Below are 26,641 nucleotides of genomic sequence, written 5' to 3'. Positions count from 1 at the left end.
AGCATTTTTCGCCACGAGCCGGGCTGCATGCCCGGCTTTTTCAGTCCATTCGGAGTCGACGCATTGAAGCGCTTCACCTCTTTCGTCCTTTGTCTGGCGGCTTGCTCGGCTGCCGTCGCAGCAGCGGATGCGCCCGCCGAGATCGCGCAGTTCGCGCAGCGCGCGGTGGCCACGGGCGACAGCGCCCAGCGGCCGTTCGCGATCGTGGACAAGCGCAACGCGAGGGTGTTCGTGTTCGATGCCGATGGCCGCCTGCGCGGCGACGCGCCGGTGCTGCTGGGCCTGGCCCGCGGCGATCGATCGGTGCCGGGCATCGGCGAACGCAAGATGTCGGAGATCCGCCCCGATGAGCGCACCACGCCGGCCGGCCGCTTCGTCTCCGAGCCGGGGCGCAACATGCAGGGCGAAGACATCGTCTGGGTCGACTACGGCGCGGCCGTGTCGATGCACCGTGTGCGCGCCACCGAGAAGTCCGAGCGCCGCCTCGAACGCCTGGCTTCTCCCGGCGTCGACGACAACCGCATTTCCTACGGCTGTATCAATGTGCCGGCCGATTTCTACGACGCGTATGTGAAACCTGCACTCGGTGCCTCGCGCGGCCTGGTCTATGTGCTGCCAGAGACCGCTCCCGCCGCCGAACTGTTCAGCTTCGCGGCCGATGCGCGCTGAAGCTCAAGCGCGCTGCGCCGCCTCGGCCTCGGCGCGCAGCCAGCGCACGAAATCTTGCGCGTCGGCATTGCCGGCCGCGCGGCGCGAACTCTCGATGAAGTAGGCGCGACGCGATGCAGCGCCTTCGCTGAAGGGCGCCACCAACTGCCCGCTCTGCACCAGCTCGCGCAACAGCGGCAGGCGGCCGATCACCACGCCCTGCCCAGCCACGGCGGCCGCCACCGCGTCGGTGTACTGGGTGAAGCGCATGGTGTTCTTCATGCGCAGTTCGGGCAGGCCCATCACCTCGAACCAGGGTTCCCAATCGACAGTGGGCGCCTCGCTGTGCTTCGGCATCTCGATGGTCAGCAAGGTCTGGTCCGCCAGATCGTCCGGCACCCGCAGCAGGGCGGCCACCTGCGGCGCGCACAGGGGCATCACCGACTCCTCGAACAGCGCCGGCCCGGCGCCGCGTTCGATCGGCACGAAGCGCACCGCGATGTCGAGACGGCTGCGCTCCAGGTCGAGCACCTCGAGCGTGGCCGAGAGCCGCACGTCGACCAGCGGATGGTTGGCCGTGAAGCGCGCCAGGCGCGGGATGAGCCAGAAGGACGCGAAGCCCGGCGTACAGGTGATCGCGACCTGGCGCGGCGCCGGCGCGGCGCGCAGGCGCGCGGTGGCGTCGCGCAGCCGCTCCAGGCTTTCGACCACGGCGCGCTGCAATACGCCGCCGGCCTCCGTCAGCGCCAGCGCTCGATGGCGGCGCTCGAACAGCAGCACACCGAGGCTGGCTTCCAGCTGCTGGATCTGGCGGCTGACTGCCGACTGGGTGAGAAAAAGCTCGCCGGCCGCCTGGGTGAAGCTCAGCGTGCGCGCCGCCGCCTCGAAGCTGCGCAGCAGCTCCAGGGGCGGCAGGTCGGCCGCGGCGGAAAAGAGTTTCGCATTCTCAGCACGCATGCAACGAGTTCCGGATGACCGTGTGACGTACGGGGACTCACTCACTATATTCATTCTCATACCGAATGCAAAGGAGTCCGCCATGACAACCGACACCAGCCGCTTCCACCTGAGCCTGGCGAAGCGCGCCATCTTCACCCTGCCCGACGCAGCCGGCGTCGGCATCGAGTGCCGCAGCGGCACCGTCTGGGTCACGCTCGACAACGATCCGCGCGACGTGGTGCTGGAGCCCGGCGAGCGCTTCGAAGGCGATTCGCACCGGCGCATGCTGGTGTCGGCGCTGGAGCCGTCGTGCATCACCGTCTCCGGCTCGCGGCCGGCGGCGCTGCCGGCACATTCGGCCAAGTCGCGCGAACGGTCGCCTTGGCGACTCCGGCCCCACGGGATGTCCCCGGCTTGACCATGGGGGCCCGAGCGTAGAACTATCGACGCTCGTGGCCCTGGATGCACCGATGCACGCCGTCCCTCGGGACGGCGTTTTGCTTGGGAGGCGCCGGCCATCGACTTTCTTCTAAGGAATTCACATGGCAGAGGCATACATCGTGGCCGCCGCGCGCACCGCAGGCGGCCGCCGCGGCGGCAAGCTCGCGGGCTGGCATCCGGCGGATCTGGCGGCGCAGGTGCTCGACGCGCTGGTGGCGAAAAGCGGCATCGACCCGGCCGCGGTGGAGGACCTGATCCTCGGCTGCGTGAGCCAGGTCGGCGAGCAGGCGAGCAATGTGGCGCGCAATGCGGTGCTGGCCTCGAAGCTGCCCGAATCGGTGCCGGGCACCTCGGTCGACCGCCAATGCGGCTCCTCGCAGCAGGCGCTGCACTTCGCGGCGCAGGCCGTGATGGCGGGCAGCATGGATGCGGTGATCGCGGGCGGCGTCGAGAGCATGACGCGCGTGCCGATGTTCACGCCCAATTCGCTGCCGGCCAAGGCGGGGCTCGGGACCTACGCCAGCCCCGGGATGCAGCGGCGCTACCCGGGCGTGGAGTTCAGCCAGTTCGTCGGCGCGGAGATGATCGCGAAGAAGTACGGGATCGATAAGGATGCGCTCGACCGCTATGCGCTGGAGAGCCACCGCCGCGCGATCGCCGCGACCCGCGAAGCCTTGTTCAAGGACGAAATCTTGCCCGTCGAGATCCGGCTGGCCGACGGCTCGGCCTCGGGCGAGATGCACACGATCGACGAAGGCATCCGCTTCGATGCCACGCTGGAAGCAATTGCGGGCGTGAAGCTGATCGCCGAAGGCGGCCGCTGCACCGCAGCCACCGCAAGCCAGATCTGCGACGGCGCGAGCGCGCTGCTGGTGGTCAACGAGCGCGGCCTGAAATCACTGGGCGTGAAGCCCCTGGCACGCATCCACCACATGAGCGTGCTGGGCCACGACCCGGTGATCATGCTGGAGGCGCCGATCCCCGCGACCGCGCGTGCGCTCAAGAAGGCCGGCATGAAGATCGAGGACATCGATCTCTACGAAGTCAACGAGGCCTTCGCGCCGGTGCCGCTGGCCTGGCTGCAGACCCTGGGCGCCGACCCGGCGAAGCTCAACGTGAACGGGGGCGCGATCGCGCTCGGCCACCCGCTGGGCGCCTCGGGCACCAAGCTCATGACCACGCTGATCCATGCGCTCGGACAGCGCGGCAAGCGCTATGGGCTGCAGACCATGTGCGAGGGCGGCGGGATGGCCAACGTGACGATCATCGAAAGACTCTGATGTCGACCGTTCTCTGGGATCTTGAAAACAGCGTAGCGACGCTGACGCTGAACCTTCCACACAAGCTCAACCCGATCGCGCTCGACCTTCAGCACGAACTGCGTGGGGCCTTCGCCCGCGTGCGCGAGGACCGCAGCGTGCGCGCCGTCGTGCTCACCGGCGCCGGCAAGGCCTTCTGCGTGGGCGCGGACCTGAGCGCGATGCGCGCGCCCGAAGCCGGCGAGACGCTCGGCGATCAGACGGCGAAATGGATGCAATCGGTCAGCAACCCGCTGATCGAGGAGATGCGCGCGCTGCCGGTGCCGGTGGTGTGCGCGGTCAACGGCGCCGCGGCGGGCGCCGGGGTCGGCCTCGCGCTCGCGGGCGATGTGACCCTCGCGGCGAAGAGCGCCTACTTCTACCTCTCCTTCCTGCCCAAGCTGGGCATCGTGCCCGACCTGGGCTGCACCTGGTTCATCCCGCGCCTCGTGGGCCCGGCGCACGCGATGGGCATGAGCCTGCTCGACGAGCGGCTGCCGGCGGAACGCGCGGCGCAGTGGGGCCTGATCTGGGCCTGCGTCGAGGACGATCTGCTGCTGCTCGAAGCGCAGCAGATCGCCGAGCGCCTGGCGCGCCTGCCCGCGCATGCGGTGCTCGAAGCGCGCAAGGCCTTCGAGGCCTCGGCGCGGCATACGCTGCCGGAGCAGCTGCGCTACGAAAGCGAACGCCAGCGCGAGCTCCTGAACCGGCCCGAATTCGGCGAGGGCGTGAGCGCCTTCCTGCAGAAACGTGCACCCACCTTTCCGGGCCGCGAGTCATGATCGAACGCACCCTCTTCGGCCCCGACCACGAAGCCTTCCGCGACAGCTTCCGCCGCTTCATGGACAGGGAGATCGCGCCTTTCCACGAGGCCTGGGAAGAGCAGGGCTACGTCGCGCGCGAGGTCTGGAACAAGGCCGGCGCGAACGGCTTTCTCTGCATGGCGCTGCCCGACGAATACGGCGGTGCGGGCGCCGACCTGCTCTATTCGGTGATCCAGTTCGAGGAGCTCTGGGCGCGCGGCTTCACCGGCATCGGCTTCGGGCTGCACAGCGAGATCGTGGCGCCCTACATCCTGCGCTACGGCACCGAGGCACAGAAGAAGAACTACCTGCCGAAGCTCGCGAGCGGCGAGATGATCGGCGCCATTGCGATGAGCGAGCCGGCCGCCGGCAGCGACCTGCAGGCCGTGCGCACCACCGCCATCCAGCAGCCCGACGGCAGCTACCTGATGAACGGCAGCAAGACCTTCATCACCAACGGCTGGCATGCGGACCTCGTGATCGTGGTCGCCAAGACCGACCCCGCAGGCGGCGCCAAGGGCACCAGCCTGTTCCTGGTGGAGCGCGGCATGGCTGGCTTCGAAAAGGGCCAGCGTCTCAAGAAGCTGGGCCTGAAGGCGCAGGACACCTCGGAGCTCTTCTTCAACGACGTGCGCCTGCCGGCCGAGGCGCTGCTCGGCGGCGCCGCGCAGGAGAACCGCGGCTTCGTCTGCCTGATGGAGCAACTGCCGTGGGAGCGGCTGCAGATCGCGATCAGCGCGGTGGCCGCTGCGCAGGCCGCGATCGAGCACACCGTGGCCTATGTGAAGGAGCGCAAGGTCTTCGGCCAGCCCGTGGCGGCGTATCAGAACACGCGCTACACGCTGGCCGAGCTGCAGACCGAGGTGCAGGTAGCGCAGGTCTTCGTCGACAAGTGCATCGAGCTCCTGATGCAGGAAAAACTCGACACCGCGACCGCGAGCATGGCCAAGTACTGGACCACCGACCTGCAGTGCAAGGTGATGGACGAGTGCGTGCAACTGCACGGCGGCTACGGCTACATGTGGGAGTACCCGGTGACGCGCGCCTACGCCGATGCGCGGGTGCAGCGCATCTATGGCGGCACCAACGAGATCATGAAAGAGGTGATCACGCGGGCGATGGGGTTGCCGGGGCGCTGAGGGGAAGCGCTTGTTTTAGTCCCAATTTGGGACTAAACTTGACCGCGATGCGGATCATTTCGGTGAAGTACTTGAGGGACTTTTGGGTGCGCCACCCCGCCTCGGAACAGCCGTTGAAGGCTTGGCATGAAGAGACCAAGGCGGCAGTTTGGAAGACACCGCAGGACATCAAGGACCGCTATCGCAGTGCTCGCTTTGTTGGAAGCAACCGGGTCGTTTTCAACATCAAGGGCAATGACTACCGCCTTATCGCTGCAATCGCTTACAGATACGAGGCCGTTTGCGTCAAATTCATCGGCACGCATTCGGAATATGACCGAATCGATGCCCAACCTATTGAAGTGGAGTAGTCCATGGACATCCGACCCATCCGAACCGAAGCTGATTACAAGGCCACACTGAAGGCGGTGTCGCCGTACTTCGATCAGGAGCCGGCGCCGGGCACGGAGGACGCCGATCGCTTCGAAGTGTTGCTGGCATTGATCCAGAGCTATGAATCGAAAAATCACCCGATCGACCCGCCGGACGCGATCGAGGCGATCAAGTTCCGAATGGAGCAGCAGGGCCTCTCGGCGAAGGATCTTGAGCCTTTCATCGGGCAGTTGAATCGCGTGTACGAAGTCCTCAATCACAAACGTCCCTTGACCTTGAGGATGATTCGTCGAATCCACAAGGGGCTCGGCATTCCAGCTGAGGTATTGATCCAAACCGAAAACGACGACAAGTTCTCGCTTGCCGCATAGGAGCCCGCGTCATGCCCACCAATGCCTTCTATGCCCAGTCCGGCGGCGTCACTTCGGTCATCAACGCCTCGGCCTGCGGCGTGATCGAAACGGCGCGCCGGCACGCCGATCGAATCGGCACCGTCTACGCCGGACGCAACGGCATTCTCGGCGCGCTCGCCGAGGAGCTGATCGATACCAGCCTGGAGTCGGCCGAGGCGATCGCGGCGCTGCGCTCCACGCCCGCGGGCGCCTTCGGTTCCTGCCGCTACAAGCTCAAGTCGCTGGAAAAGAACCGGCGCGAGTACGAGCGCTTGATCGAGGTCTTCAAGGCGCACGGCATCGGCTACTTCTTCTACAACGGCGGCGGCGATTCGGCCGACACCTGCTTCAAGGTGAGCCAGCTGTCCGCTTCGCTCGGCTACCCGCTGCAGGCGATCCATGTGCCGAAGACCATCGACAACGACCTGCCGCTCACCGACTGCTGCCCGGGCTTCGGCTCGGTCGCGAAGTACGTGGCGGTGTCCACGCTCGAAGCCTCGCTGGACGTGCGCTCGATGGCCGCCACCTCCACCAAGGTGTTCGTGCTCGAGGTGATGGGCCGCCACGCGGGCTGGATCGCGGCGGCCGGCGGCCTGGCGGCGGACCACGGCATTCCTGTCGTGATCCTGTTCCCCGAGATTCCCTTCGACCAGCCGGCCTTCCTGGCGCGCGTCGATGCGCTGGTCAAGCACCATGGCTATTGCACGGTGGTGGTGTCGGAAGGCTGCCACCATCCCGACGGCACCTTCCTCGCCGAGCAGGGCACCAAGGATGCCTTCGGCCATGCGCAGCTCGGCGGCGCGGCGCCGGTGGTGGCGCAGATGGTCAAGGAGGCGCTGGACTACAAATTCCACTGGGCGGTGGCCGACTATCTGCAGCGCTCGGCGCGCCACATCGCCTCGGCCACCGACGCGCGGCAGGCCTATGAGCTCGGGCAGCGCGCGGTCGAGCTGGCACTCGAAGGCAAGAACTCGGTGATGCCGACCATCGATCGGACCTCCGACTCGCCCTATGCCTACCGCATCGGCAGCGCGCCGCTCGACCAGGTGGCCAACACCGAGAAGTTCATGCCGCGCGACTTCATCTCGGCCGACGGCTACGGCATCACCGACAAGTGCCGCAGCTACCTGCTGCCGCTGATCCAGGGCGAGGACTATCCGGCCTACCGCGACGGGCTGCCGGTCTACGTGACGCTGCAGAACCACGTGGTCGCGAAGAAGCTGCCGGCCTTCGAGATCGCCAAATGAACGCCGCAGCTGCACGGCCCGATCCTTCGCGTTGCCCTCTGTGCGGCGAGGCGAACCGCTGCGCGATGGAGATCGAGCGCGAGACCGGCCAAGTGCAGCCGCCTTGCTGGTGCATGCAAACCGACTTCGACCGCGCCGTGCTCGCGCGCGTCCCTGCAGAGATGCGCGGCCTCGCCTGCATCTGCGCGCGCTGCGCTACTGCAGCCGCTGTTGCTGCGACTGCTGCTGATCCTGCTCCTGCGCCGGCGGTTCAGGATTGACGGGCGCCGGCGGCTGCCGGCCGCGCTCCCGCTCTTCGGCGATCACCTCGTGGATGAACTGCAGCTTGCCTACGGCCACGTGCGGCAGCACGAAGGGGTAGTAGTCGGGCTGGCCCATGCTGCGCGACAGCTCGTTGAGCACATTGGTGAGGCGCACCCAGCCGTTGAGGAAGTCGAGGAAATTCGCCGCTCCGGGATGTTCGGGCTGCCAGAGATCCGAGAGCTCGAACAGGTCGCTGGTGACTTCGACGTTCTGCGCATCGACGCCGAAGCTCTTCGCCGTGTCCGCCGTGTCGGCCATGTGCAGGTAATGGGCCCAGGTTTCGGCCCAGTCTTCCCATGGATGCGCGCTTGCATAGCTCGTGACGTAGCGGTTCGCCCAGTCGGGCGGCGGGCCGTTGTCGTAGTGGTTGCGCAGCGCCGTCGCGTAGTCGGCCCGCTCGTCGCCGAAGAGCTCGCGAAAGCTGTCGAGCCACGGCGTCGGGAAGACCAGCAGGTCCCAGTAGTAGTGGCCGATCTCGTGGCGGAAATGGCCGACCAGCGTGCGGTAGGGTTCGCGCATCTCGGCACGGATGCGCTCGCGCACTGCGTCCTCGGCCTCTTCGGCGTTGAGCGTGATCAGGCCCATCTCGTGGCCGGTCATCACATGCGGGCCGCCCGGCATGTTGCTCAGGAAGTCGAAGGCCAGGCCGTGCACCGGATCGGTCAGCCGCGTGACGACCGGCAGGCCCAGCGCCAGCAGTTGCGAGATCAGCCGGCGCTTGGAGAGTTCGAGCTTGCGCCACAGTTCGCCATTGCTCTCGATCGACAGGTCGGGGATGGTGCGCGTGACGCTGCATGACAGACAAAGGCCGGGCACCAGGCCATCGGTGTGGAAGGCCGGGTCGTCACCTTCGCGCGGCGCGGGCACCATCCAGTTGCAGGCGGCCGGGGTCATCAGGTTGGCGCAGCGGCGGTAAGTCTTGCCCCCGGCATCGCCGAAGACGGTGAAGGTGTCGGGCTCGGCGCCTTCAAACGTTGCGGGCGCGAGCGGCACCACGCCCAGGCTTTCGATCACGAAGCCGAGCGGCGTATGGCAGGCCAGGCACTGGCTGTTGCGCAGGAACACGGGGCGGCCGCACTGGCACTGGTAGGCACGGGTGACGGTGGGCGCCTGGAGCTCGGCCGCGAGCGAGGGCGCGGCTTCGGCTTCGACGGCGGGGCCGCTGTCGTCGGGGGTAGGGGATTCCATGGCTCTGTGTTCTTTTGGATTTCGTGCGGGACAGCCGGACCATTGTGAAGGCTGCCTCTGCGCCAGGACCGGCGCGCAAACCCCGATATCCTTGTAGGACGGCCCGAACAGGCTGCCTCCCCCGATGACCTCGACGCTCCCGCCGCAATCCCTCAGCAGCCGCTATGGGCCCCGCTACCGCTGGCTGCTGCTCTTTTCCGTGATGGTGGGCGTGATGGCATCGATCATGTCCTCGACCATCGTCAACGTGGCGATCCCGGGCATGAGCCACCACTTCGCGCTGGGCCAGGAGCGCGCGCAGTGGGTCAGCTCGGGCTTCATGGTCGCGATGACGGTGTCGATGTTGACCACGCCCTGGCTGCTCGCGCGCTACGGCTACCGCCGCACCTATGTCGGCACCATGGTGCTGCTGCTGCTCGGCGGCGTCGCGGGCGGGCTGGCCAACCACTTCCCGCTGGTGCTGATCGCGCGGGTCGCCGAGGGCCTGGCGGCCGGCGTGGTGCAGCCGATCCCGGCCATCATCATCCTGCGCGCCTTCGAGCCCCACGAGCAGGGCCGCGCAACCGGCATCTTCGGCATGGGCGTGGTGCTGGCGCCGGCCATCGGCCCCAGCATCGGCGGCGTGCTGGTCGACCTGTTCGGCTGGCGCTCGATCTTCTTCATGGTGGTGCCTTTCTGCATCGCCTCGATCTGGCTGGCCTACAAGTTCGTGCCGACCACGGCGCCCGGCGGCGTGGTGGCGGCGCGCAGCGGCGGGCTCGACTGGGGCGGCCTCGCGCTGGGCACCGCCGGCACCTTGTGCCTGCTGAACGGGCTGGTCGAACTGCGCGGCGACGCGCCGCTGCAGGCCGCGGCGCTGCTCGTCGGCGCGGTCGTGGCCTTCGGCGCCTTCGTCGGCTGGCAGCGGCGGCTCGCGGCCGCGGGCGGCACGCCGCTGATGAACCTGGCGCTGTTCCAGTACCGGCAGTTCGCGATGGGCAGCGTGGTCGCCTTCATCTACGGCACGGCGCTGTTCGGCTCGACCTACCTGCTGCCGGTCTACATGCAGGTCGGGTTGCAGCTTTCGGCTTCGCACGTCGGCACCATCCTGCTGCCGGCCGGCATCGTGCTCGCCTTCACCATTGCCGGTGTCGGCCGGCTCGCGGACCGGCATCCGACCTGGCTCCTGGTGTGCACCGGGCTCGCGCTCTTGGCCGTCTCCTTCGCGCTGATGCTGTTGCTGCGGCTCGACAGCGCGCTCTGGCTGCTGGTGGCCTTCGCGATCATCGGCCGCGTCGGGCTGGGCTTCATCCTGCCCTCGCTCAACCTGGGCTCGATGCGCCCGCTCGCCAAGCCGCTGATTCCGCAGGGCGCGAGCGCAATCAACTTCCTGCGCATGTTGGGCGGCGCGGCCGGCGTGAGCCTGTGCGCGATCGTGCTCGAATGGCGGCTGGCCGTGCATGGCGATTCGCTGGTCAACACGGCCACCAGCCCGGCGCGGCTGGCGGCCTTCAACGAGGTGTTCGCGATGCTGGCCGGCCTCTGCGCGCTGGCGATCTGCGCGGCCTGGCAGTTGCGCGAAAAGCGCTCTAATTGACCCATGTGCCAACTGCTCGGAATGAACTGCAACACGCCGACCGACGTGACATTCAGCTTCACGGGCTTCGCGCAGCGCGGCGGGCGCACCGACCACCATGCCGACGGCTGGGGCATCGCCTTCTTCGAGGACCGCGGCCTCAGGCATTTCGTCGACCACCAGCCGGCCTGCGAGTCGCCGGTGGCCGAGCTGATCCGGCGCTACCCGATCCAGAGCCGCAACGTCATCGCGCACATCCGCAAGGCCACGCAGGGCGCGGTGAACCTGCAGAACTGCCACCCCTTCGTGCGCGAGCTGTGGGGCCGCTACTGGGTGTTCGCGCACAACGGCGACCTGAAGGACTTCAGGCCGCGGCTGCACGGCAACTTTCATCCCGTGGGCAATACCGACAGCGAGCACGCCTTCTGCTGGATCATGCAGGAGATGGCCAAGTCGCACGCCGACGTGCCGAGCGTCGAGGAACTGACGCTCACGCTGCGCGAGCTGGCGCCGCGCGTCGCGCGCCACGGCACCTTCAACTTCATGCTCTCGAACGGGCAGGCGCTCTGGTCCCACGCCTCGACGAACCTCTGGTACATCGAGCGGCGCCATCCTTTCGTGACGGCCGAGCTGTCGGACGAAGACCTCAGCATCGACTTTGCGCAGCACACCACGCCGAATGACCGGGTGGCGGTGGTGGTGACGGCGCCCCTGACCACCAACGAGACCTGGACCGCCTTCGCGCCCAACGAGCTCGCGGTGTTCGTCGACGGCCAGCGCGCCAGCTGAATTCGGGCGCCGCGCACGGGCTTCGCCGAGGCGGTGCGCGCGCCGGGCCAGGCGCTAGCGGAGGTACGCCTCCAACGCATCGATGAACATCGCCGGCACGTCGAAGCCGGTCTGCTCGGTGATTTCCTGGAAGCAGGTCGGGCTGGTCACGTTGATCTCGGTCAGCGAGCCGCCGATCACGTCGAGCCCGATCAGGAGCAGCCCGCGTTCGTTGAGCACCGGTCCGATCGCTTCGGCGATGCGCCGGTCCTGGTCGGTCAGCGGCTGCGCCACGCCCTTGCCGCCGGCCGCGAGGTTGCCGCGCACCTCGGTGCCCTGCGGAATGCGCGCCAGGCTGTGCGGCACGGCCTGGCCGCCGATCACGAGGATGCGCTTGTCGCCCTGCGCGATCTCGGGCACGAAGCGCTGCACCATGATGGTTTCGGCGCCGTTCTTGTTGAGCGTCTCGACGATCGAGCCGAGGTTCAGCCCGTCGGCCTTGACGCGGAAGATGCCCATGCCGCCCATGCCGTCGAGCGGCTTCAGGATGATGTCCTGGTGCTCGGCATGGAAGGCGCGCACCGCGGCCGGATCGCGCGTGACCAGCGTGGGCGTCGTGTACTCGGCGAACTCCATGATCGCGAGCTTCTCGGGATGGTCGCGCAGCGCGCGCGGCCGGTTGACGACGCGCGCGCCTTCGCGCTCGCCCTGTTCGAGCAGGTGAGTGGCGTAGATGTACTCGGCGTCGAAGGGCGGGTCCTTGCGCATCAGCACCACGTCGAAGGCGTGCAGCGGGCGTTCGATCACGGCCTCTTCGCGGAACCATGCCTGCTCGCCGGTCAGCACGATCTCGCGCGCCCTGGCGGTGACCGGCCGGCCGCGCTGCCAGTTCAGGTGCCGCGGCTCGCAGGCCGAGAGCGTGTAGCCGCGGCGCTGCGCCTCTCGCATCATCGAGAAGGTGGTGTCCTTGTAGATCTTGAACTGCTCGAGCGGGTCAGCGATGAAAAGAATGTGCATCAGGATGTCTTTCCGGCGATCGATGAGGAAGGGGCGGCTTCGGCAGAAGCGGCCCGTGCGTCTTGCTTGATCTTGCAGGCAGCTGCGATGTCCTTGCCGGCGAAGGGTTTGCCGCAGCCGAGCTGCTGGATGGCCGAGAGGCTCAGGTCCTTGAAGAATCGCATCGACGGACCTCGACGCCCTAGATCTCGATCTTCGAGCCCAGCTCGACCACCGCGTTGTTCGGCAGCCCGAGGAAGCCCGCCGCCCCGCTCGCGTTGTGGTGCATCTGCGCGAAGAGCTTCTCGCGCCAGGGCGCCATGCCGCTGCCGAGCGTGGGGATCACCACGTCGCGCGAGAGAAAGTAGCTGGTCGTCATGGGCTCGAGCTGGCAGCCGCGCAGCCGCGCATGCTCCAGCGCGCGCGGCAGGTCGACGTCGTTCTTGAAGCCGTAGTGCACCACCACCTGCCAGCAGTGATGCCCGAGCGGCTCCATCTCGATGCGCTTGTCCATCGGAATCCACGGCACTTCGTGGCTGCGCACGGTGACGAACAGGTTCTGCTCGTGCATCACCTTGTTGTGCTTGAGGTTGTGCAGCAGCGCATTGGGCACCACGCCCGGCTCCGCGGTCATGAACACCGCGGTGCCGTCGACGCGCGCCGGCGGATTGACGAACACCGAATCGAGGAAACCGCGCAGGTCGATGGCTTCGGCCAACTGCATCTGGCCCATGAGGCGCCGGCCTTCCTTCCAGGTCAGCATCAGCATGAAGATGGACCCGCCGATCAGGAGCGGGAACCAGCCGCCTTCGAACAGCTTCAACAGGTTGGAGGCGAAGAACAGGAAGTCGACCACGAAGAACCAGCCGGTCGCGGCGATGCACAGCCACAACGGGTACTTCCAGGCATAGCGGATCACGAAGAAAGTCAGCACCGTGGTGATCAGCATGTCGGTGGTCACGGCGATGCCGTAGGCCGCGGCCAGGTTGCTCGACGAGCGGAACATGACCACCGCCAGCACGATCGCGACGAACAGCCCCCAGTTGACGAAGGGAATGTAGATCTGCCCCGCGGTGCGCACGCTGGTGTGCTCGATGTTCAGGCGCGGCAGGTAACCGAGCTGGATCACCTGCCGCGTGACGCTGAAGGCGCCGGTGATGAGCGCCTGCGACGCGATCACCGTGGCGGCGGTGGCGAGCAGCACCAGCGGTATCAGGGCCCATTCGGGCGCCATCATGTAGAAGGGATTCTTCACCGCCGACGGGTTCTCCAGCAGCAGCGCGCCCTGGCCGAAGTAGTTGAGCGTGAGCGCCGGCATCACGACCGAGAACCAGGCGACGCGGATCGGCCGCTTGCCGAAGTGGCCGAGGTCGGCGTAGAGCGCCTCGGCACCGGTCACGCACAGCACGGTCGCACCCAGGATGATGAAGCTGGTGCCGGGGTTGTCCCACATGAAGCGCAGCGCATAGTGCGGGCTCATGGCCTTGAGGATTTCAGGATGGGCGAGGATCTGCCACACGCCCAGCAGCGCGATCGCGAAGAACCAGACCAGCGTGATCGGGCCGAAGTAGCGGCCGATGCCCGTGGTGCCGTGCTTCTGGAGCGCGAACAGGCAGAACAGCACGACCAGCGTGATCGGGATCACGTAGTGCTTGAAGTGCGGCGACACCACCTCCAGGCCCTCGACCGCCGACAGCACCGAGATGGCCGGCGTGATGACGCCGTCGCCATAGAAGAGCGAGGTGCCGAAGATGCCGACCATCAGCAGCACGTGGCGCAGGCGGGGCTTGTCGACCACCGCCTGCGAGGCCAGTGCCAGCATCGCGACCAGGCCGCCCTCGCCCTCGTTGTCGGCCCGCAGGACCAGCACCACGTACTTGAGCGAGACGATCACCGTCAAGGTCCAGAAGAACATCGACAGGATGCCGTAGACGTTCTCGACCGTGAAGGGAACGTGGCCGTGGCCGAACACCTCCTTGACCGCATACAGAACGCTGGTGCCGATGTCGCCATAGACGACACCGATGGCCGCAAGGATCAGCGCGGCAGAGGAAGATTTGGTGGGGGACACGGAGTCGATGAAAAAGGGTGTCCGGCATGACGCTGCACGCCCGGGCGCCTGGGCAGCTGGGTGCAGCCGCCGCGTCGCCTTCCGCCCTCTTGTTTGCGTTGCTGTGGGGTCGCTATTTTGCCGCCGCCGGAAGGCCCCGCAACACGTACTACGAAATCATTCGTAGATTTCGGCGTCCGGATCGGTCGCCTCGAGCTCGTAGCTGGCCGCCACCATGGCCAGCCGTCCGATCACGCCGTACATGTAGAAGCGATTCGGGGCGCTCGCGCCGGGCTTGGCGCCCGGTTGCGGTAAGTGCGCACTCTCCGAAAATGCCAAGGGCACGAAGCTCGCGCCCGGCAGGTTGAGGTTCTCGTCGGGGCTGCGCTCGGCATGCACCCGGTAGAAGCCGCCGACCACGTAGCGGTCCATCATGTAGACCACCGGCTCGGCGACGCCGTTGTGCACGCGCTCGTTGGTCAGCACGCCCTCCTGCACGATCACCTCGCCCGGCTCCTGGGCTTCGCTGGCGGTGCCGGTCTTGTTGTTGCGCGGCCTGCGGCCGAGGGCCTCGAGATCCTTGACGTCGCGCACCGTCATGACACCCATGCCATGGGCGCCGTTGTCGGCCTTGACGACCACGAAGGGCTTCTCGTTGATGCCGTATTCCTTGTACTTGCGCCGGATCTTGGTGAGCAGCGCGTCCACGTGGCTGGTCAGCACGTCCATCCCCTGGCCCTCGGCGACATCGACGCCGCCGGCGCGCGCGTACATCGGGTTGATCAGCCAGGGGTCGATGCCCAACAGCTTGCCGAAGCGCTTGGAAACTTCCTCGTAGCTGTGGAAGTGGTTGCTCTTGCGGCGTACCGACCAGCCGGCATGCAGCGGCGGCAGCAGGTACTGCTCGTGCAGGTCTTCCAGGATGCCGGGCGTGCCGGCCGCGAGGTCGTTGTTGAGCAGGATGGTGCAGGGGTCGAAATGCTTGAGCCCCAGGCGCCGCTTGCCGCGCACCACGGGCTCCAGGCACACGGTCTCGCCGTTCGGCAACTCGATCTTCTTGGGCGACTTGATCGCCGGATCGATCGAGCCCACGCGCACATTGAGCCCCGCCATATGAAAAATCCGCACCAGCCGGGCCACGTTGGCCAGGTAGAAGGTGCTGCGCGCATTGTTTTCCGGGATCACCAGCAGGTTGCGAGCTTCGGGGCAGATCTTCTCGATCGCGGCCTGCGCGGCCTGCACCGCCAGCGGCAGCATGTCATCGGTCAGGTTGTTCCAGCCGCCAGGGTAGAGGGTGGTGTCGACCGGCGCCAGCTTGAAGCCGGCATTGCGGATATCGACCGAGCTGTAGAAGGGCGGCGTGTGCTCCATCCATTCGAGCCGGAACCAGCGCTCGATGGCCGGCATGGAGTCGAGAACGCGTTGTTCGAGTTCGTTGATGGGGCCGGTCAGGGCGGTGACGAGATGGGGAACCATGCGACGGCCTTGTTATGCGTGTTCTGCGACGAAAGGTGGAGTGGAATTGTAGGATTTGGGGGCGCTGGAGCGGATGACAAGCGCTGCCCCGATCCGCGCCACCTTCAGCTCCGCACTTCGCCCTGGCCCAGCACCACGTACTTGAGCGAGGTGAGCCCCTCGATGCCGACCGGCCCGCGCGCATGGAACTTGTCGGTGCTGATGCCGATCTCGGCCCCGAGCCCGAACTCGAAGCCGTCGGCAAAGCGCGTGCTCGCGTTCACCATCACGCTGGCCGAGTCGACCTCGCGCAGGAAGCGCTGGGCGTGCATGTGGTCGCGCGTGACGATGGCGTCGGTGTGATGGCTCGAATAGCGGTTGATGTGCGCGATGGCTTCGTCCACGCCCGCGACCACCTTGATGCTGATGACGGCGGCCAGGTACTCCTCAGACCAGTCGGACTCGACCGCGTCCACCACCCGGGCGCCCGGCGGGAGCGCACCGTCGGCGCGCAGGATGCGCGCCGCTGCGGGGTCGCAGCGCATCTCCACCCCCTTGGCCGCGAAGATCGCGCCGATCTCCGGCAGGAAGCTCTCGGCCATCGAGGCCGCCACCAGCAGGCCCTCGGCCGCATTGCAGGGGCTGTACTTCTGCGTCTTGGCGTTGTCGACGATCTTGACCGCCATGTCGAGCTCGGCCGTGTCGTCCACGAAGACGTGGCAGTTGCCGTCCAGGTGCTTGATGACCGGCACCTTGGCCTCGCGGCTGATGCGCTCGATCAGGCCCTTGCCGCCTCGCGGGATGACCACGTCGACGAACTCGGGCATCGCGATCAGCTGCCCCACCGCCTCGCGGTCGGTGGTCTGCACCAGCTGCACCGCCTCGACCGGCAGGCCCGCCTCGGCCAGCGCCTCCGACACCAGCAGCGCGAGCGCCTTGTTCGACTCGATCGCCTCCGAGCCGCCGCGCAGGATCGCCGCGTTGCCGCTCTTGATCGCGAGGCTCGCGGCCTCGATGGTCACGTTGGGCCGGCTCTCGTAGATCATGCCGAAGACGCCGATCGGCACCCGCATCTGACCGACGCGGATGCCGCTGGGCTGCTGCTTCATGCCGATGACTTCGCCGATCACGTCGGGCATCGCGGCGAGCTGTTCGCAGCCCAGCGCCACGGTCTCGATGACCTTCGGCGTGAGCTTGAGCCGGTCGACCATCGGGGCCGAGAGGCCGGCCGCGACAGCGCGCTCGATGTCGCGCGCATTGGCCGGGGCCAGGCCCTCCGCCCTCTCGCGCAGGCGCCGTGCCAGCGCCTTGAGCGCCTTGTTCTTGGTGGCCGCGGAGGCCTTGGCCATCAGGGCGGCGGCCGCCTTGGCCTGCAGCCCCAGGGTCTGCATGTGTTCGTTGACGTTGAACGCGTTCATCCGCGCATTTTCCCACGCGGGCTGCGGGCAGGGCGGCAATGCGTGGAAACGCGGGGTTCGCGAAAGAGGAACGATCGCGCGCTCAGCCCCGGGCCGGCGCCGCGCAGGCCCGGCACAGCATCAGCGCCAGCCGCTGCAGCGCCTGCCAGCCGCCGGCCGGCCAGTCGGGCTGCTTCAGGCCCTTGACGATGCCGTCCACGATGTGTGCGGCGCGCAGCATGCGGGCCAGCGCACGATCGTCCAGCCGCGGCAGCACGCGCTCGAAGGCGCGCTCGCGCGGGCCCCAGATGCGGTTCTCGCGCAGCGCCATGGGCAGCGGCCGGCCGGCGGCCATCGCGTCCTTGACGCGCTTCAGCGCCCGGATGTCCTCGGCCAGCGTGTAGTGCACCAGCACCTCGGCCTCGCCTTCGGCCTGCAGGCCGTCGAGCATGCGCGCGACGCGCTGCGGATTGCCGCCGAGCACGGCTTCGGAGAGCTTGAACACGTCGTAGCGCGCGACGTTGTTGACCGCGCCTTCGACCTGCTCCCACGACAGCTCGCCCTCGGGATGCAGCAGCGCGAGCTTCTGGATTTCCTGGTGCGCGGCGAGCAGATTGCCTTCCACGCGGTCGGCGAAGAACTGCAGCGTGCGCTGGCCTTCCTCGCCGCCTCTCACGCGCTGGCCCTGCTGCGCGAGCCGCTGCGCGATCCACTGCGGCAGCGCGGCGCGCTCGATGCTTTCGATCTGCAGGCTGATGCCGTTGTTCTCCAGCGCCGAGAACCAGGCGCCGGTGCGCGTGGCCTTGTCCAGGCGCGGCAGCATCACCAGCGTGAGGGTGCTGTCGTTGCCTTGCGCGGCCTCGGCGATCTGCTGCAGCGCGACGCTGCCGTCCTTGCCCGGCTTGCCCGAGGGGATGCGGATTTCGACGATCTGCCGGTCGGCGAACAGGCTCAGCGACCCGCCCGCGGCGAGCACCGCGCTCCAGTCGAAATGCGCGCCGGCCACGGTGTACGAGCTGCGCTCGGTGTAGCCCTGCGTTCGTGCCGCTGCGCGGATCGCGTCGGCCGCCTCCTGCGCGAGCAGCGGCTCGTCGCCGTGGATGGTGTAGAGCGGCTTGATGCCCTTCTGCAGATGGGCTTCCAGCTGCGCGGGGCCGAGCTGCATCAGAGGCTCTTCACCGCGCCCAGCCGCCGCATCGTCTGCTGGGCGATGTCGCTCTGCATGTCGCGGAACAGCAGCTCCGCTTCGCTTTCCTTCGCCAGCGCCGCGGTTTCGTTGTAGGTGATGTCGCGCTGCTGCTGGATCTCGGTCGGTGGCAGCAGTTCCTTGCCGCCCGGCGTGCGCAGCCTGAAGCGCATCGTCAGGCGCAGCTGGAGCTCGCGCACCTGGCCGGCCGAATTGGTGGAGAGCACGATGCGCTCGCGGTTTTCGGCAAGGATGTCGAGCACCGCTTCGGCCGTGTCGAGCTTGTCGGCCGGAATCAGCTCGACGGTGCCGGCGGCGCGGATCTGGCGCCGAAGATCGTTCACGAAAGCCGAGCTGCCCGGCACCGCCAGCGTCTTGAACGCGAAGATCGGCGCACGGCGCAGCTCGAAGCCGCAGCCCGCGACCCCAAGCGAGGCCGCCGCGGCAAGGGCGAGAAAGCCGCGACGCGGCAGGAGGCGCTGAGACCGGGTGCGTGTATTCATGCTTTCCTTCATACCACCACGTTGACCAGCCGCCCGGGCACCACGACCACGCGCTTGGGCACGGCGCCCTCGGCATGCTTGGCCAGCACCTCGCTCGCGAGCGCGATCTTCTCGATCTCCTGCTTCGAGGCATTGGCCGGCACGCGCAGCGAGCCGCGCAGCTTGCCGTTGACTTGCAGCATGAGCTCGATCTCGTCCTGCTCCAGCGCGACCACGTCGACCACCGGCCAGGGCGCGTCGAGCAGCGGGCCGTGCAGCTTGTCGTAGCCCAGCTGATGCCACAGTGCGTGCGTGATGTGCGGCGTGGCCGGGTAGAGGCAGCGCATCAGGATGCCGAAGCCTTCGCGCACGGCCGCGCGGTCGCCCGTGCTGCCGTCGGACTTGAAGCCCTCCAGCGCATTCAGGAGCTTCATCGCGCCCGACACCACGGTGTTGTATTGCATGCGCTGATAGTCGTAGTCGATCTGACGCAGCACGGTATGGACCTCGCGGCGCAGCGCCTTGGCCTCCTTGCCGAAGGCCGAGCGCGGGTCGATCGCGTCGATCTCGATCTCCGCGTTCTCCGCGGCGCTGACGGTCGCCGCTTCGAGCGCCACCCCGAAGTTCCAGACCCGGCGCAGGAAACGGTAGCTGCCTTCCACAGCCGCATCGTTCCACTCCAGCGTGGCCTCGGGCGGCGCGGTGAACATGGTGTAGAGGCGCGCGGTGTCGGCGCCGTACTTCTCGATCAGGTCCTGCGGATCGACGCCGTTGCGCTCGCTCTTGCCCATCTTGCCGACGCCGCCGTATTCGAGCTTCGAACCGTCGGCCAGGGTGCCGCCGGTGATGCGCCCCTGCGCATCGAGCACGGGCGTCACCTCGGAAGGCGGGAAGTACTCCTTGGCCCCCTTCTCGGTGCGCCGGTAGAAGATGTGGTTGAGCACCATGCCCTGCGTGAGCAGCTTGCTGAAGGGCTCGTCGATCTTCACCAGACCGAGGTCGCGCATCACCTTGGTCCAGAAGCGCGCGTAGAGCAGGTGCAGGATCGCGTGCTCGATGCCGCCGATGTACTGGTCCATCGGCATCCAGTAGTCGGCGCCCTCGGCCACCATGGCCTGGTCGTTCTTCGGGTCGCAATAGCGCATGAAGTACCACGCGCTGTCGACGAAGGTGTCCATCGTGTCAGTCTCGCGCCGCGCCGGCTTGCCGCAGACCGGGCAGGCCACGCCGGCGTGGAAGCCTTCATGCTTGGCCAGCGGGTTGCCGGAGCCGTCGGGCACGCACTCGGTGGGCAGCACGACCGGCAGGTCCTTCTCGGGCACCGGCACCGCGCCGTGCTCCTCGCAGTGGATGATCGGGATCGGCGTGCCCCAGTAGCGCTGGCGGCTCACGCCCCAGTCGCGCAGGCGCCAGGTGGTCTGCATCTCGCCCAGGCCCTTCTGGCCGAGCGCGTGCGCCACCGCCTTGACCGCCTCGGCGTAGGACATGCCGCTGAAGTTGTCGGAGTTGATGGTCACGCCGCGCTGCTTGTCGGCATACCAGTCCTGCCAGCGGTGGTAGTCGAAGTGCGGTTCGTCGTCGACCAGCACGACCTGGATGATCTCGATGCCGTACTTGTTGGCGAAGGCGAAGTCGCGCTCGTCGTGCGCGGGCACGCCCATCACGGCGCCGTCGCCGTAGCCGATCAGTACGTAGTTGCCGACCCAGACCGGAATCGGCTCGTCGGTGATCGGGTGCTGCACGTGGAGGCCGGTGGGCACGCCCTTCTTTTCCTGCGTCGCGAGCTCGGCCTCGGTGGTGCCCCCGCTCTTGCATTCCTCGATGAAGGCGGCGACTTTCGGGTCTTTCTTCGCGGCATGCACGGCGAGCGGGTGTTCGGGCGCCACGGCGCAGAAGGTCACGCCCATGATGGTGTCGGCACGCGTCGTGAAAACGTACATGAGGCCGCCCTGGATCAGCTTGCCGTGATCGTCCTTGATGTCGTGCAGGAAGGCGAAGCGCACGCCCTCGCTCTTGCCGATCCAGTTCTCCTGCATCAGCTTCACGCGCTCGGGCCAGCCCGGCAGCTTGTGCTGGGTGTGCTCGAGCAACTCTTCGGCGTAGTCGCTGATCTTGAGGTAGTAGCCCGGGATCTCGCGCCGCTCCACCGTGGCGCCGGTGCGCCAGCCCTTGCCGTCGATCACCTGCTCGTTGGCCAGCACGGTCTGGTCGACCGGATCCCAGTTGACCAGCTGGGTCTTGCGGTAAGCGATGCCTTTTTCGAGCATCTTCAGGAACAGCCACTGGTTCCACTTGTAATAGCTGGGGTCGCAGGTGGCGATCTCGCGGCTCCAGTCGATCGCCAGCCCCATGGCCTGGAGCTGGCTCTTCATGTAGCCGATGTTCTCGTAGGTCCATTGGGCCGGCGGCACGCCGTTCTTGAGCGCCGCGTTCTCGGCCGGCAGGCCGAAGGCGTCCCAGCCCATCGGCATCAGCACGTTGTAGCCGCTCATGCGCAGGTAGCGCGTGAGCATGTCGTTGATGGTGTAGTTGCGCACGTGGCCCATGTGCAGCTTGCCGCTGGGGTACGGCAGCATCGAGCAGGCGTAGTACTTCTTCTTGCGCGCGTCCTCGGTCACGCGGTAGGCATCGGCCGCCGTCCAGGCGGCCTGGGCAGCGGACTCGACGTCGCTGGGTTTGTAGCTGGGGTTCATTGGGCTTGGGGCAACAGCCCGGCATCAGGCGGCCGGGGAATGCGGATTATCGCGGGTGAGGAAGCTCAAGGCTTCCTGGTGGCCGGCGCTTCGGTCACGAAGCCGATGCGGCTCAGCCCCGCCTTGTTCGCGATGCCCATCAACTCGACCACCTTGCCGTAGGGCACGGTCTGGTCGGCGCGCAGCTGGACCTCGGTGTCGCGGTTGGCGGCGGCGGCCTTCTCGAGGCCGGCCGCGAGCTCCTCGACACTCACGGCCTGGTCGTTGAGGAAGACCTTGCCCTCCGCATCCACCGCGAGACTCACGAACTTGGGCGTGTCGGCGGGCTGGCCGGCGTCGGTGCGCGGCAGGTCGAGCTTGATCGAGCTGGCCATCAACGGGGCGGTGATGATGAAGATCACCAGCAGCACCAGCATCACGTCCACCAGCGGCGTGACGTTGATGTCCGACAGCGGCCGCTGCCCGCCGGCGCCGATCGCCCGCCCGCCGGTGGCGGTGCTGCCGAGCGAGGTGCGACCGAAGGCCATGGGTTCTGTGCCCTTCTCAGACCGGCATCGGCCGCGCGGGCGGCAGCGGCGCTTCGCGCTGCGGCTCGTCGCCGAGCGCGCCGAGCAGGTCGTGGGCGAAGCCTTCCAGCTCGGCCTCGATTCGGCTGACCACGCGGCCGAACACGTTATAGGCGAGCACGGCCGGAATCGCGACCGCGAGGCCGAAGGCGGTCATGATCAGCGCCTCGCCAACCGGGCCGGCCACCTTGTCGATGGTGAATCCGCCGGTTTCCCCGGCAATGCCCACGAGCGCGCCGTAGATGCCCCAGACCGTGCCGAGCAGCCCGACGAAGGGTGCCGTGGCGCCGACCGTGGCGAGCAGGATCTGCCCGGCCTGCAGGCGCCGCAGCGCGGCATGCAAGGCGTCGCGCAGGGCGCGCGTGAGGCGCTGGGCGCGGTCGACCGCGCCGCCGAGCGTGGCGGCATCGGACTTGGCGGCCAGGCTCCTGACCGCGCTCACGGCCGGCCAGACCAGGGCCGCGCGGTCGAAGGCCCTGAGCTTCTGCTCGGCGTCGCCGAGCGACGGCGACTGCCAGAAGGCCGCGATGCTGCGTACCACGTCGCGCGTGCCGCCGCGCAGCAGCCAGGCCTTCCAGAGGATCACGACCCAGCTGGAGACCGACATCAGGAGCAGCAGCACGGCCACGGAACGGCTGACGCCGTCGCCGTGGGTGAGCAGCTCCAGAACACTCATGCGCTTTGGCGCAGGCCGAGCACGTCGAACATGTCGAACAGGCCGCTCTGCTGCCCGGCCAGGAAGCGCACCGCACGCAGGCTGCCCTGCGCATAGGTCGCGCGGCTGGCCGATTTGTGCGTGATCTCGATGCGCTCGCCGGTGCCGGCGAACAGCACCGTGTGGTCGCCCACGATGTCGCCGCCGCGGATGGTCGCGAAGCCGATGGTGGACGGGTCGCGCTCGCCGGTGACGCCCTCGCGCGCATAGACAGCGCATTCCTTGAGGTCGCGGCCCAGCGCATCGGCGATCACCTCGCCCATCTTGAGCGCGGTGCCCGAGGGCGCGTCGACCTTGTGGCGATGGTGCGCCTCGATGATCTCGATGTCGTAGCCGGTAGCGAGCGCCTTGGCTGCCATTTCGAGCAGTTTGAACGTGACGTTGACGCCGACGCTCATGTTGGGCGCCATCACGATCGCGATTTCTTTCGCCGCCGCGGCGATCTCGGCCTTCTGCGCGTCGCTGAAGCCGGTGGTGCCGATCACGGCCTGCACGCCGAGCTCGCGGCACACGGCCAGATGCGCCAGCGTGCCTTCGGGCCGCGTGAAGTCGATCAGCACCTGGGCGTCCTGGAGGCCGGTGCGCAGGTCGGCCACGATCGGGACGCCGCTCGTGAAGCCGAGAAAGGCAGCCGCATCGCTGCCGATCGCGGGACTGCCGGCGACATCGAGCGCGCCGGCGAGGCGGCAGTCCTGCGCCTCGCGCACGGCCTCGATCAGCATGTGCCCCATGCGCCCGGAAGCGCCGGCGATCGCGATGCGCCGCAGCGGGGGAATGGAGGGAGAGGAAGAATCAGTCACGCGTTTCAGCCTTGAAGCCTGGAAGAAAGCCGGCCGGCGCGGCCGGCGCGCGCTAGCGCGTCGCTTCGAGCGGGGGATAGCTCGGCGGCAGCGGAGGCAGGGAGGCGGCGGACTCGCCGTCCGCCTTCTTGTCCTTGGCCGGATCGAATTTCTTGAGCTGGTCTTCCGAGGCTTCCAGGGCCGGCACCTTGCCGCTGCGCTTGCGGGTGTCGAGCGCGGCGACGAATTCTTCCTCGCTCGGCATCGGGTCGCCTTCGAAGCGTTCGAGCACTTCGCCATTGAAGAACACCGTCAGGCGGCGCTGCTGGGGCTCGACGCCCTGGCGCCGGATCGTGAACACGTAATCCCAGCGATTGGAATGGAAGACGTCGTTCAGCAGGGAGGTGCCGAGGACTTCGCGCACCTGCTGGCGCGACATGCCGGGCTTGAGCAGCTCGACCTGCTCCTTCGACACGAAATTGCCCTGGACCACGTCGACCTTGTAGGGCGTGATGGCATGCAGCGCATCGCGCGAGCGTTCGGTGACGCTGCTGCAGCCGCCGAGGCAGAGGCTCCCAGCGACTGCGCCGACGAGCAGCCAGAGGCGGCGTTGTGGAATGTCAGGCATGGGCAAAAGGGCAAAGAGGGGTAGCGATATGATCGGGCCATTGTAGCGGCTGCCCCTCGGCGTGCCCCTCTCGCACAGCCGGCGCAGGAACCATCATGGGCAACATCGACGAACTGAAGAACACCGGCCTCAAGGCCACCCTGCCGCGTCTCAAGATTCTCGAAATCTTCCAGAACGGCGGCCAGCGCCACATGACGGCGGAAGACGTGTTTCGGGTGCTGCTCAACGAGCACTCCGACATCGGCCTGGCCACGGTCTACCGCGTGCTGACGCAGTTCGAGCAGGCCGGCATTCTCGAGCGCAGCCATTTCGAGAGCGGCAAGGCGGTCTACGAACTCAACGAAGGCAAGCACCACGACCACCTGGTGTGCACCTCCTGCGGCAAGGTCGAGGAGTTCTACGACCCCGAGATCGAGCGCCGCCAGCAGATGATCGCGACCGACAAGAAGTGGATTCTGCAGGACCACGCGATGTCGCTCTACGGCCTGTGCGGCGACTGCGCCAGCAAGCGCTGAACTGAAAGACGGCGGCCGCCGACGGGCCGCCCCAAGGCGGGCCGCGCCTCCCCCTCGGGGGGGTGGAGTTACACGCAGCGAAGCGAAGTGAAAAGCCGGGGGGCTAATCGTCCTCGCGGGCGCCTTCCATGGCCTTGTGGTGGCGGGCGACGAAATCGGCGTAGGTATCGATGCCGCGCAGCTGCAGGATCGAATTGCGCACCGCCGCTTCCACCAGCACCGCGATGTTGCGCCCAGCCACCACCTGGATGATCACCTTGCGCACCGGAATGCCCAGCACGTCCTGGGTCAGCGGCGCCGAAGGCATGCGTTCGTAGTCGCGCTCGAAGCTGTCGCGCCGTACCAGGTGCACGATCAGTTTGAGGCGCATCTTCCGGCGCACCGCCGTCTCGCCGAAGATCGCGCGGATGTCCAGCAGGCCGATGCCGCGCACCTCGAGCAGGTTCTGCAGCAGCTCGGGGCAGCGCCCTTCCAGCGTGGTCTGGTTGATGCGGTAGAGGTCGACCGCGTCGTCGGCCACCAGGCCGTTGCCGCGCGAGATCAGCTCCAGGCCGAGCTCGCTCTTTCCGAGTCCCGACTCGCCCGTGATCATCACGCCCAGGCCCAGGATGTCCATGAACACGCCGTGCATCGAGGTGCGCTCGGCGAAGTGCTTGGAGAGGTAGGCGCGCAGCAGGTCGATCACGAAGGCCGAGGATTCCCGCGTGGCGAACAGGGGCAGTTGCGCCCGCTCGCAGATCGACAGGAGTTCGTCGGGCGCCGGCTGGCCGTCGGCCAGCACCAGCATGGGCGGCTCCAGCGTGACGATGCGGGCGATCCGCCGCACGCAATCGTCGGGCGTGCCGCGCGTCAGGTAGGCGACTTCGCGCGCACCGAGAATCTGCACGCGGTAAGGATGGATGTAGTTGAGGTAGCCCACTAGGTCGGCGGCCGACTGGGCGCGGCTGATGACGCCGGGATCGAACTGGCGCTCCGAGGCGCCCAGCCCCGCCAGCCACTCCCACCGGAGCGAGCCGCGGAACTCCTCGAACATCGCGTCGGCACTGATGACGGTCGGCTTCATGCGCCAGACTGTCTCATGCGGATACGCTTCAGGCCACCTGGGCGGACTGCCATCCTGCGATCAGGGCGTGGAGCGCGGCGGCGTCGGAGCTCGACTTGATCTGCTCGCGCAGGCCGGCATCGCTGAGCAGCTCCGCGATCTCCGAAAGTATTTCAAGGTGTTTCTGGGTGGCCGCTTCGGGCACCAACAGGAAGATCAGCAGCACCACCGGCTGCTCGTCCGGCGCGTCGAAACCGATCGGATTCGCGAGCTGGAACACCGCGGCCATCGGCGACTTGAGGCCCTTGATGCGCCCGTGAGGGATGGCCACGCCGTGGCCGAGGCCAGTGGAACCCAGGCGCTCGCGGGCGAACAGGCTGTCGGTGATGAGGGCACGGCCCAGGCCGTGCAGGTTTTCAAACAGCAAGCCCGCTTCTTCAAAAGCACGTTTCTTGCTGGTGGCGTCAACGCTCACGAGGACTTGAGCGGGCGGCAGGATGGACGCGAGTCGGTTCATGTTGGGGCGGGGCGGGGGCGATTATGCACCTGCTCCGCAAAAAGCAAAGGGCCGCCCTGAGGCGGCCCGCAAGAGTATTTGCCCGGAGAGGTACTACATCACGCGCTTCGGCGCCTCGTGATGGTGGTCCTGCAGGCGGTCTTTGTGACGGACCACCTGCCGATCGAGCTTGTCCACCAGCTCGTCGACCGCGGCGTAGAGATCAGCGTGGCTCGATTCCGCGAACATGTCATTGCCCTTGACGTGAATATTGCATTCGGCGCGTTGCCGACGTTCCTTTTCCTTTTGCTTTTCCACCGTGAGGATCACCTTCACATCGACCACCTGGTCGAAATGGCGGGTGATTCGGTCCAGCTTGCTCGTAACGTAGCTGCGCAAGGCGGGGGTGACGTCGAGGTGATGACCGCTGATCGTCAAATTCATGAATGACCTCCTGGATTGACGGTTGGGGAAAAAGACCCCGCTTCAGGGTGAAGCGTGGCCGGCGAAATGGGGAAAGGCGGGGGAAGGAGAGAAGAAGGAAGGGG

General features: G+C 67.4%; 29 protein-coding genes. 12 read left to right on the top strand and 17 right to left on the bottom strand.

Features of this window, described 5'->3' with window-relative positions; genetic code table 11:
• Positions 1–63 precede the first annotated feature (63 nt).
• A complete protein-coding gene (locus BLS74_RS25585; RefSeq protein ID WP_244503995.1) occupies positions 64–669 on the top strand; it encodes a L,D-transpeptidase in 606 nt (201 codons plus the stop codon).
• A gap of 3 nt (positions 670–672) precedes the next feature.
• Here the strand turns inward: BLS74_RS25585 and BLS74_RS25580 are convergent, their stop codons facing one another.
• A complete protein-coding gene (locus tag BLS74_RS25580) occupies positions 673–1,605 on the bottom strand; it encodes a LysR substrate-binding domain-containing protein (RefSeq protein WP_093109965.1) in 933 nt (310 codons plus the stop codon).
• 82 nt (positions 1,606–1,687) lie between these two features.
• Here BLS74_RS25580 and BLS74_RS25575 point away from each other — a divergent pair, with 82 nt between their 5' ends.
• The 8 genes from BLS74_RS25575 (at position 1,688) to BLS74_RS25540 (ending at position 7,539) form a co-directional block, all read left to right on the top strand.
• Complete coding sequence (locus tag BLS74_RS25575; protein ID WP_093109964.1) at positions 1,688–2,005, top strand: DUF2917 domain-containing protein; 318 nt, start codon at positions 1,688–1,690, stop codon at positions 2,003–2,005.
• Between the two features lie 124 nt (positions 2,006–2,129).
• Positions 2,130–3,308, top strand: coding sequence for an acetyl-CoA C-acetyltransferase (locus BLS74_RS25570; protein ID WP_093109963.1), 1,179 nt, complete (start codon positions 2,130–2,132; stop codon positions 3,306–3,308).
• Positions 3,308–4,108 (top strand): enoyl-CoA hydratase-related protein, encoded by an 801-nt coding sequence (locus tag BLS74_RS25565; protein WP_093109962.1) that lies wholly within the window; start codon positions 3,308–3,310, stop codon positions 4,106–4,108. The genes BLS74_RS25570 and BLS74_RS25565 overlap by 1 nt, the downstream gene beginning before the upstream one ends.
• Entirely contained in the window at positions 4,105–5,268 is a 1,164-nt protein-coding gene (locus tag BLS74_RS25560) for an acyl-CoA dehydrogenase family protein (RefSeq protein WP_093109961.1), read from the top strand. Before BLS74_RS25565 ends, BLS74_RS25560 begins: the two co-directional genes overlap by 4 nt.
• Positions 5,269–5,315: 47 nt before the next feature.
• Entirely contained in the window at positions 5,316–5,618 is a 303-nt protein-coding gene (locus tag BLS74_RS25555) for a type II toxin-antitoxin system HigB family toxin (protein ID WP_093109960.1), read from the top strand.
• Positions 5,619–5,621: 3 nt separating this feature from the next.
• Positions 5,622–6,011: a helix-turn-helix domain-containing protein gene (locus tag BLS74_RS25550; protein WP_093109959.1), complete on the top strand. Its 390-nt coding sequence runs from the start codon at positions 5,622–5,624 to the stop codon at positions 6,009–6,011.
• 11 nt (positions 6,012–6,022) lie between these two features.
• Positions 6,023–7,279 carry a 6-phosphofructokinase gene (locus tag BLS74_RS25545; RefSeq protein ID WP_093109958.1) on the top strand — a complete coding sequence of 419 codons (1,257 nt, stop codon included), beginning with the start codon at positions 6,023–6,025 and terminating at the stop codon, positions 7,277–7,279.
• Positions 7,276–7,539 (top strand): cysteine-rich CWC family protein, encoded by a 264-nt coding sequence (locus BLS74_RS25540; protein ID WP_093109957.1) that lies wholly within the window; start codon positions 7,276–7,278, stop codon positions 7,537–7,539. Before BLS74_RS25545 ends, BLS74_RS25540 begins: the two co-directional genes overlap by 4 nt.
• On the opposite strand, the gene BLS74_RS25535 is transcribed toward BLS74_RS25540, so the two are convergent.
• Positions 7,475–8,770, bottom strand: a complete 1,296-nt coding sequence (locus tag BLS74_RS25535) for a zinc-binding metallopeptidase family protein (RefSeq protein ID WP_093109956.1) — start codon at positions 8,768–8,770, stop codon at positions 7,475–7,477. The genes BLS74_RS25540 and BLS74_RS25535 overlap by 65 nt on opposite strands.
• A 124-nt stretch (positions 8,771–8,894) precedes the next feature.
• On the opposite strand from BLS74_RS25535, the gene BLS74_RS25530 reads away from it, so the two are divergent.
• Complete coding sequence (locus BLS74_RS25530; protein WP_093109955.1) at positions 8,895–10,346, top strand: MFS transporter; 1,452 nt, start codon at positions 8,895–8,897, stop codon at positions 10,344–10,346.
• 3 nt (positions 10,347–10,349) lie between these two features.
• On the top strand, positions 10,350–11,114 hold the full coding sequence (locus BLS74_RS25525; protein WP_093109954.1) for a class II glutamine amidotransferase: 765 nt from the start codon (positions 10,350–10,352) through the stop codon (positions 11,112–11,114).
• 54 nt (positions 11,115–11,168) lie between these two features.
• Here the strand turns inward: BLS74_RS25525 and gshB are convergent, their stop codons facing one another.
• The 12 genes from gshB to BLS74_RS25470 all read right to left on the bottom strand — a co-directional run bounded on the left by gshB (position 11,169) and on the right by BLS74_RS25470 (position 24,040).
• The gene (gshB, locus tag BLS74_RS25520; RefSeq protein WP_170855704.1) at positions 11,169–12,110 is read right to left on the bottom strand and encodes a glutathione synthase; all 942 of its coding nucleotides are present in this window, start codon (positions 12,108–12,110) and stop codon (positions 11,169–11,171) included.
• Positions 12,110–12,274, bottom strand: a complete 165-nt coding sequence (locus BLS74_RS34540) for a hypothetical protein (protein WP_170855703.1) — start codon at positions 12,272–12,274, stop codon at positions 12,110–12,112. Before BLS74_RS34540 ends, gshB begins: the two co-directional genes overlap by 1 nt.
• A 17-nt stretch (positions 12,275–12,291) precedes the next feature.
• The gene (locus tag BLS74_RS25515; protein ID WP_093109952.1) at positions 12,292–14,160 is read right to left on the bottom strand and encodes a potassium transporter Kup; all 1,869 of its coding nucleotides are present in this window, start codon (positions 14,158–14,160) and stop codon (positions 12,292–12,294) included.
• A 156-nt stretch (positions 14,161–14,316) separates the two neighbouring features.
• The gene (gene gshA / locus BLS74_RS25510; RefSeq protein WP_093109951.1) at positions 14,317–15,615 is read right to left on the bottom strand and encodes a glutamate--cysteine ligase; all 1,299 of its coding nucleotides are present in this window, start codon (positions 15,613–15,615) and stop codon (positions 14,317–14,319) included.
• A gap of 104 nt (positions 15,616–15,719) precedes the next feature.
• Positions 15,720–17,012 carry a glutamate-5-semialdehyde dehydrogenase gene (locus BLS74_RS25505; protein ID WP_093109950.1) on the bottom strand — a complete coding sequence of 431 codons (1,293 nt, stop codon included), beginning with the start codon at positions 17,010–17,012 and terminating at the stop codon, positions 15,720–15,722.
• 82 nt (positions 17,013–17,094) lie between these two features.
• Positions 17,095–18,156: a DNA polymerase III subunit delta gene (holA, locus tag BLS74_RS25500; RefSeq protein WP_093109949.1), complete on the bottom strand. Its 1,062-nt coding sequence runs from the start codon at positions 18,154–18,156 to the stop codon at positions 17,095–17,097.
• Positions 18,156–18,680 (bottom strand): LPS-assembly lipoprotein LptE, encoded by a 525-nt coding sequence (gene lptE, locus BLS74_RS25495; protein ID WP_093109948.1) that lies wholly within the window; start codon positions 18,678–18,680, stop codon positions 18,156–18,158. Before lptE ends, holA begins: the two co-directional genes overlap by 1 nt.
• 8 nt (positions 18,681–18,688) lie before the next feature.
• Positions 18,689–21,352, bottom strand: coding sequence for a leucine--tRNA ligase (gene leuS / locus BLS74_RS25490; protein WP_093109947.1), 2,664 nt, complete (start codon positions 21,350–21,352; stop codon positions 18,689–18,691).
• A 65-nt stretch (positions 21,353–21,417) separates the two neighbouring features.
• The gene (locus BLS74_RS25485; RefSeq protein WP_093109946.1) at positions 21,418–21,879 is read right to left on the bottom strand and encodes an ExbD/TolR family protein; all 462 of its coding nucleotides are present in this window, start codon (positions 21,877–21,879) and stop codon (positions 21,418–21,420) included.
• A 16-nt stretch (positions 21,880–21,895) separates the two neighbouring features.
• Complete coding sequence (locus BLS74_RS25480) at positions 21,896–22,594, bottom strand: MotA/TolQ/ExbB proton channel family protein (RefSeq protein ID WP_093109945.1); 699 nt, start codon at positions 22,592–22,594, stop codon at positions 21,896–21,898.
• Positions 22,591–23,400 (bottom strand): 4-hydroxy-tetrahydrodipicolinate reductase, encoded by an 810-nt coding sequence (gene dapB, locus BLS74_RS25475; RefSeq protein ID WP_093110037.1) that lies wholly within the window; start codon positions 23,398–23,400, stop codon positions 22,591–22,593. Before dapB ends, BLS74_RS25480 begins: the two co-directional genes overlap by 4 nt.
• An 85-nt stretch (positions 23,401–23,485) precedes the next feature.
• The gene (locus BLS74_RS25470) at positions 23,486–24,040 is read right to left on the bottom strand and encodes an outer membrane protein assembly factor BamE (protein WP_093109944.1); all 555 of its coding nucleotides are present in this window, start codon (positions 24,038–24,040) and stop codon (positions 23,486–23,488) included.
• Between the two features lie 95 nt (positions 24,041–24,135).
• On the opposite strand from BLS74_RS25470, the gene fur reads away from it, so the two are divergent.
• Entirely contained in the window at positions 24,136–24,555 is a 420-nt protein-coding gene (gene fur, locus BLS74_RS25465; RefSeq protein ID WP_093109943.1) for a ferric iron uptake transcriptional regulator, read from the top strand.
• Positions 24,556–24,658: 103 nt separating this feature from the next.
• Here fur and hprK read toward each other — a convergent pair whose 3' ends face one another.
• The 3 genes from hprK to raiA all read right to left on the bottom strand — a co-directional run bounded on the left by hprK (position 24,659) and on the right by raiA (position 26,537).
• Positions 24,659–25,618, bottom strand: coding sequence for an HPr(Ser) kinase/phosphatase (gene hprK / locus BLS74_RS25460; protein WP_093109942.1), 960 nt, complete (start codon positions 25,616–25,618; stop codon positions 24,659–24,661).
• A 28-nt stretch (positions 25,619–25,646) separates the two neighbouring features.
• Entirely contained in the window at positions 25,647–26,114 is a 468-nt protein-coding gene (locus tag BLS74_RS25455) for a PTS sugar transporter subunit IIA (protein ID WP_093109941.1), read from the bottom strand.
• A 93-nt stretch (positions 26,115–26,207) separates the two neighbouring features.
• A complete protein-coding gene (raiA, locus tag BLS74_RS25450; protein WP_093109940.1) occupies positions 26,208–26,537 on the bottom strand; it encodes a ribosome hibernation-promoting factor, HPF/YfiA family in 330 nt (109 codons plus the stop codon).
• Positions 26,538–26,641: the final 104 nt, after the last annotated feature.

Origin of the sequence: Variovorax sp. CF079 (assembly GCF_900101545.1) — a bacterium.
In the GTDB taxonomy this organism is placed as follows: Bacteria; Pseudomonadota; Gammaproteobacteria; order Burkholderiales; family Burkholderiaceae_C; genus Variovorax.
The sequence above is the reverse complement of the archived record's forward strand: the minus strand, read 5'-3'. Positions and strand labels throughout refer to the sequence as shown.

Bases quoted from the DNA above. Each gene is read 5' to 3' on its own strand.
- BLS74_RS25580 (WP_093109965.1), bottom strand. From the start codon at position 1,605: ATGCGTGCTGAGAATGCGAAACTCTTTTCCGCCGCGGCCGACCTGCCG.
- BLS74_RS25575 (WP_093109964.1), top strand. From the start codon at position 1,688: ATGACAACCGACACCAGCCGCTTCCACCTGAGCCTGGCGAAGCGCGCC.
- BLS74_RS25570 (WP_093109963.1), top strand. From the start codon at position 2,130: ATGGCAGAGGCATACATCGTGGCCGCCGCGCGCACCGCAGGCGGCCGC.
- BLS74_RS25565 (WP_093109962.1), top strand. From the start codon at position 3,308: ATGTCGACCGTTCTCTGGGATCTTGAAAACAGCGTAGCGACGCTGACG.
- BLS74_RS25560 (WP_093109961.1), top strand. From the start codon at position 4,105: ATGATCGAACGCACCCTCTTCGGCCCCGACCACGAAGCCTTCCGCGAC.
- BLS74_RS25555 (WP_093109960.1), top strand. From the start codon at position 5,316: ATGCGGATCATTTCGGTGAAGTACTTGAGGGACTTTTGGGTGCGCCAC.
- BLS74_RS25550 (WP_093109959.1), top strand. From the start codon at position 5,622: ATGGACATCCGACCCATCCGAACCGAAGCTGATTACAAGGCCACACTG.
- BLS74_RS25545 (WP_093109958.1), top strand. From the start codon at position 6,023: ATGCCCACCAATGCCTTCTATGCCCAGTCCGGCGGCGTCACTTCGGTC.
- BLS74_RS25540 (WP_093109957.1), top strand. From the start codon at position 7,276: ATGAACGCCGCAGCTGCACGGCCCGATCCTTCGCGTTGCCCTCTGTGC.
- BLS74_RS25535 (WP_093109956.1), bottom strand. From the start codon at position 8,770: ATGGAATCCCCTACCCCCGACGACAGCGGCCCCGCCGTCGAAGCCGAA.
- BLS74_RS25530 (WP_093109955.1), top strand. From the start codon at position 8,895: ATGACCTCGACGCTCCCGCCGCAATCCCTCAGCAGCCGCTATGGGCCC.
- BLS74_RS25525 (WP_093109954.1), top strand. From the start codon at position 10,350: ATGTGCCAACTGCTCGGAATGAACTGCAACACGCCGACCGACGTGACA.
- gshB (WP_170855704.1), bottom strand. From the start codon at position 12,110: ATGCACATTCTTTTCATCGCTGACCCGCTCGAGCAGTTCAAGATCTAC.
- BLS74_RS34540 (WP_170855703.1), bottom strand. From the start codon at position 12,274: ATGCGATTCTTCAAGGACCTGAGCCTCTCGGCCATCCAGCAGCTCGGC.
- gshA (WP_093109951.1), bottom strand. From the start codon at position 15,615: ATGGTTCCCCATCTCGTCACCGCCCTGACCGGCCCCATCAACGAACTC.
- BLS74_RS25505 (WP_093109950.1), bottom strand. From the start codon at position 17,012: ATGAACGCGTTCAACGTCAACGAACACATGCAGACCCTGGGGCTGCAG.
- holA (WP_093109949.1), bottom strand. From the start codon at position 18,156: ATGCAGCTCGGCCCCGCGCAGCTGGAAGCCCATCTGCAGAAGGGCATC.
- lptE (WP_093109948.1), bottom strand. From the start codon at position 18,680: ATGAATACACGCACCCGGTCTCAGCGCCTCCTGCCGCGTCGCGGCTTT.
- leuS (WP_093109947.1), bottom strand. From the start codon at position 21,352: ATGAACCCCAGCTACAAACCCAGCGACGTCGAGTCCGCTGCCCAGGCC.
- BLS74_RS25485 (WP_093109946.1), bottom strand. From the start codon at position 21,879: ATGGCCTTCGGTCGCACCTCGCTCGGCAGCACCGCCACCGGCGGGCGG.
- BLS74_RS25480 (WP_093109945.1), bottom strand. From the start codon at position 22,594: ATGAGTGTTCTGGAGCTGCTCACCCACGGCGACGGCGTCAGCCGTTCC.
- BLS74_RS25470 (WP_093109944.1), bottom strand. From the start codon at position 24,040: ATGCCTGACATTCCACAACGCCGCCTCTGGCTGCTCGTCGGCGCAGTC.
- fur (WP_093109943.1), top strand. From the start codon at position 24,136: ATGGGCAACATCGACGAACTGAAGAACACCGGCCTCAAGGCCACCCTG.
- hprK (WP_093109942.1), bottom strand. From the start codon at position 25,618: ATGAAGCCGACCGTCATCAGTGCCGACGCGATGTTCGAGGAGTTCCGC.
- BLS74_RS25455 (WP_093109941.1), bottom strand. From the start codon at position 26,114: ATGAACCGACTCGCGTCCATCCTGCCGCCCGCTCAAGTCCTCGTGAGC.
- raiA (WP_093109940.1), bottom strand. From the start codon at position 26,537: ATGAATTTGACGATCAGCGGTCATCACCTCGACGTCACCCCCGCCTTG.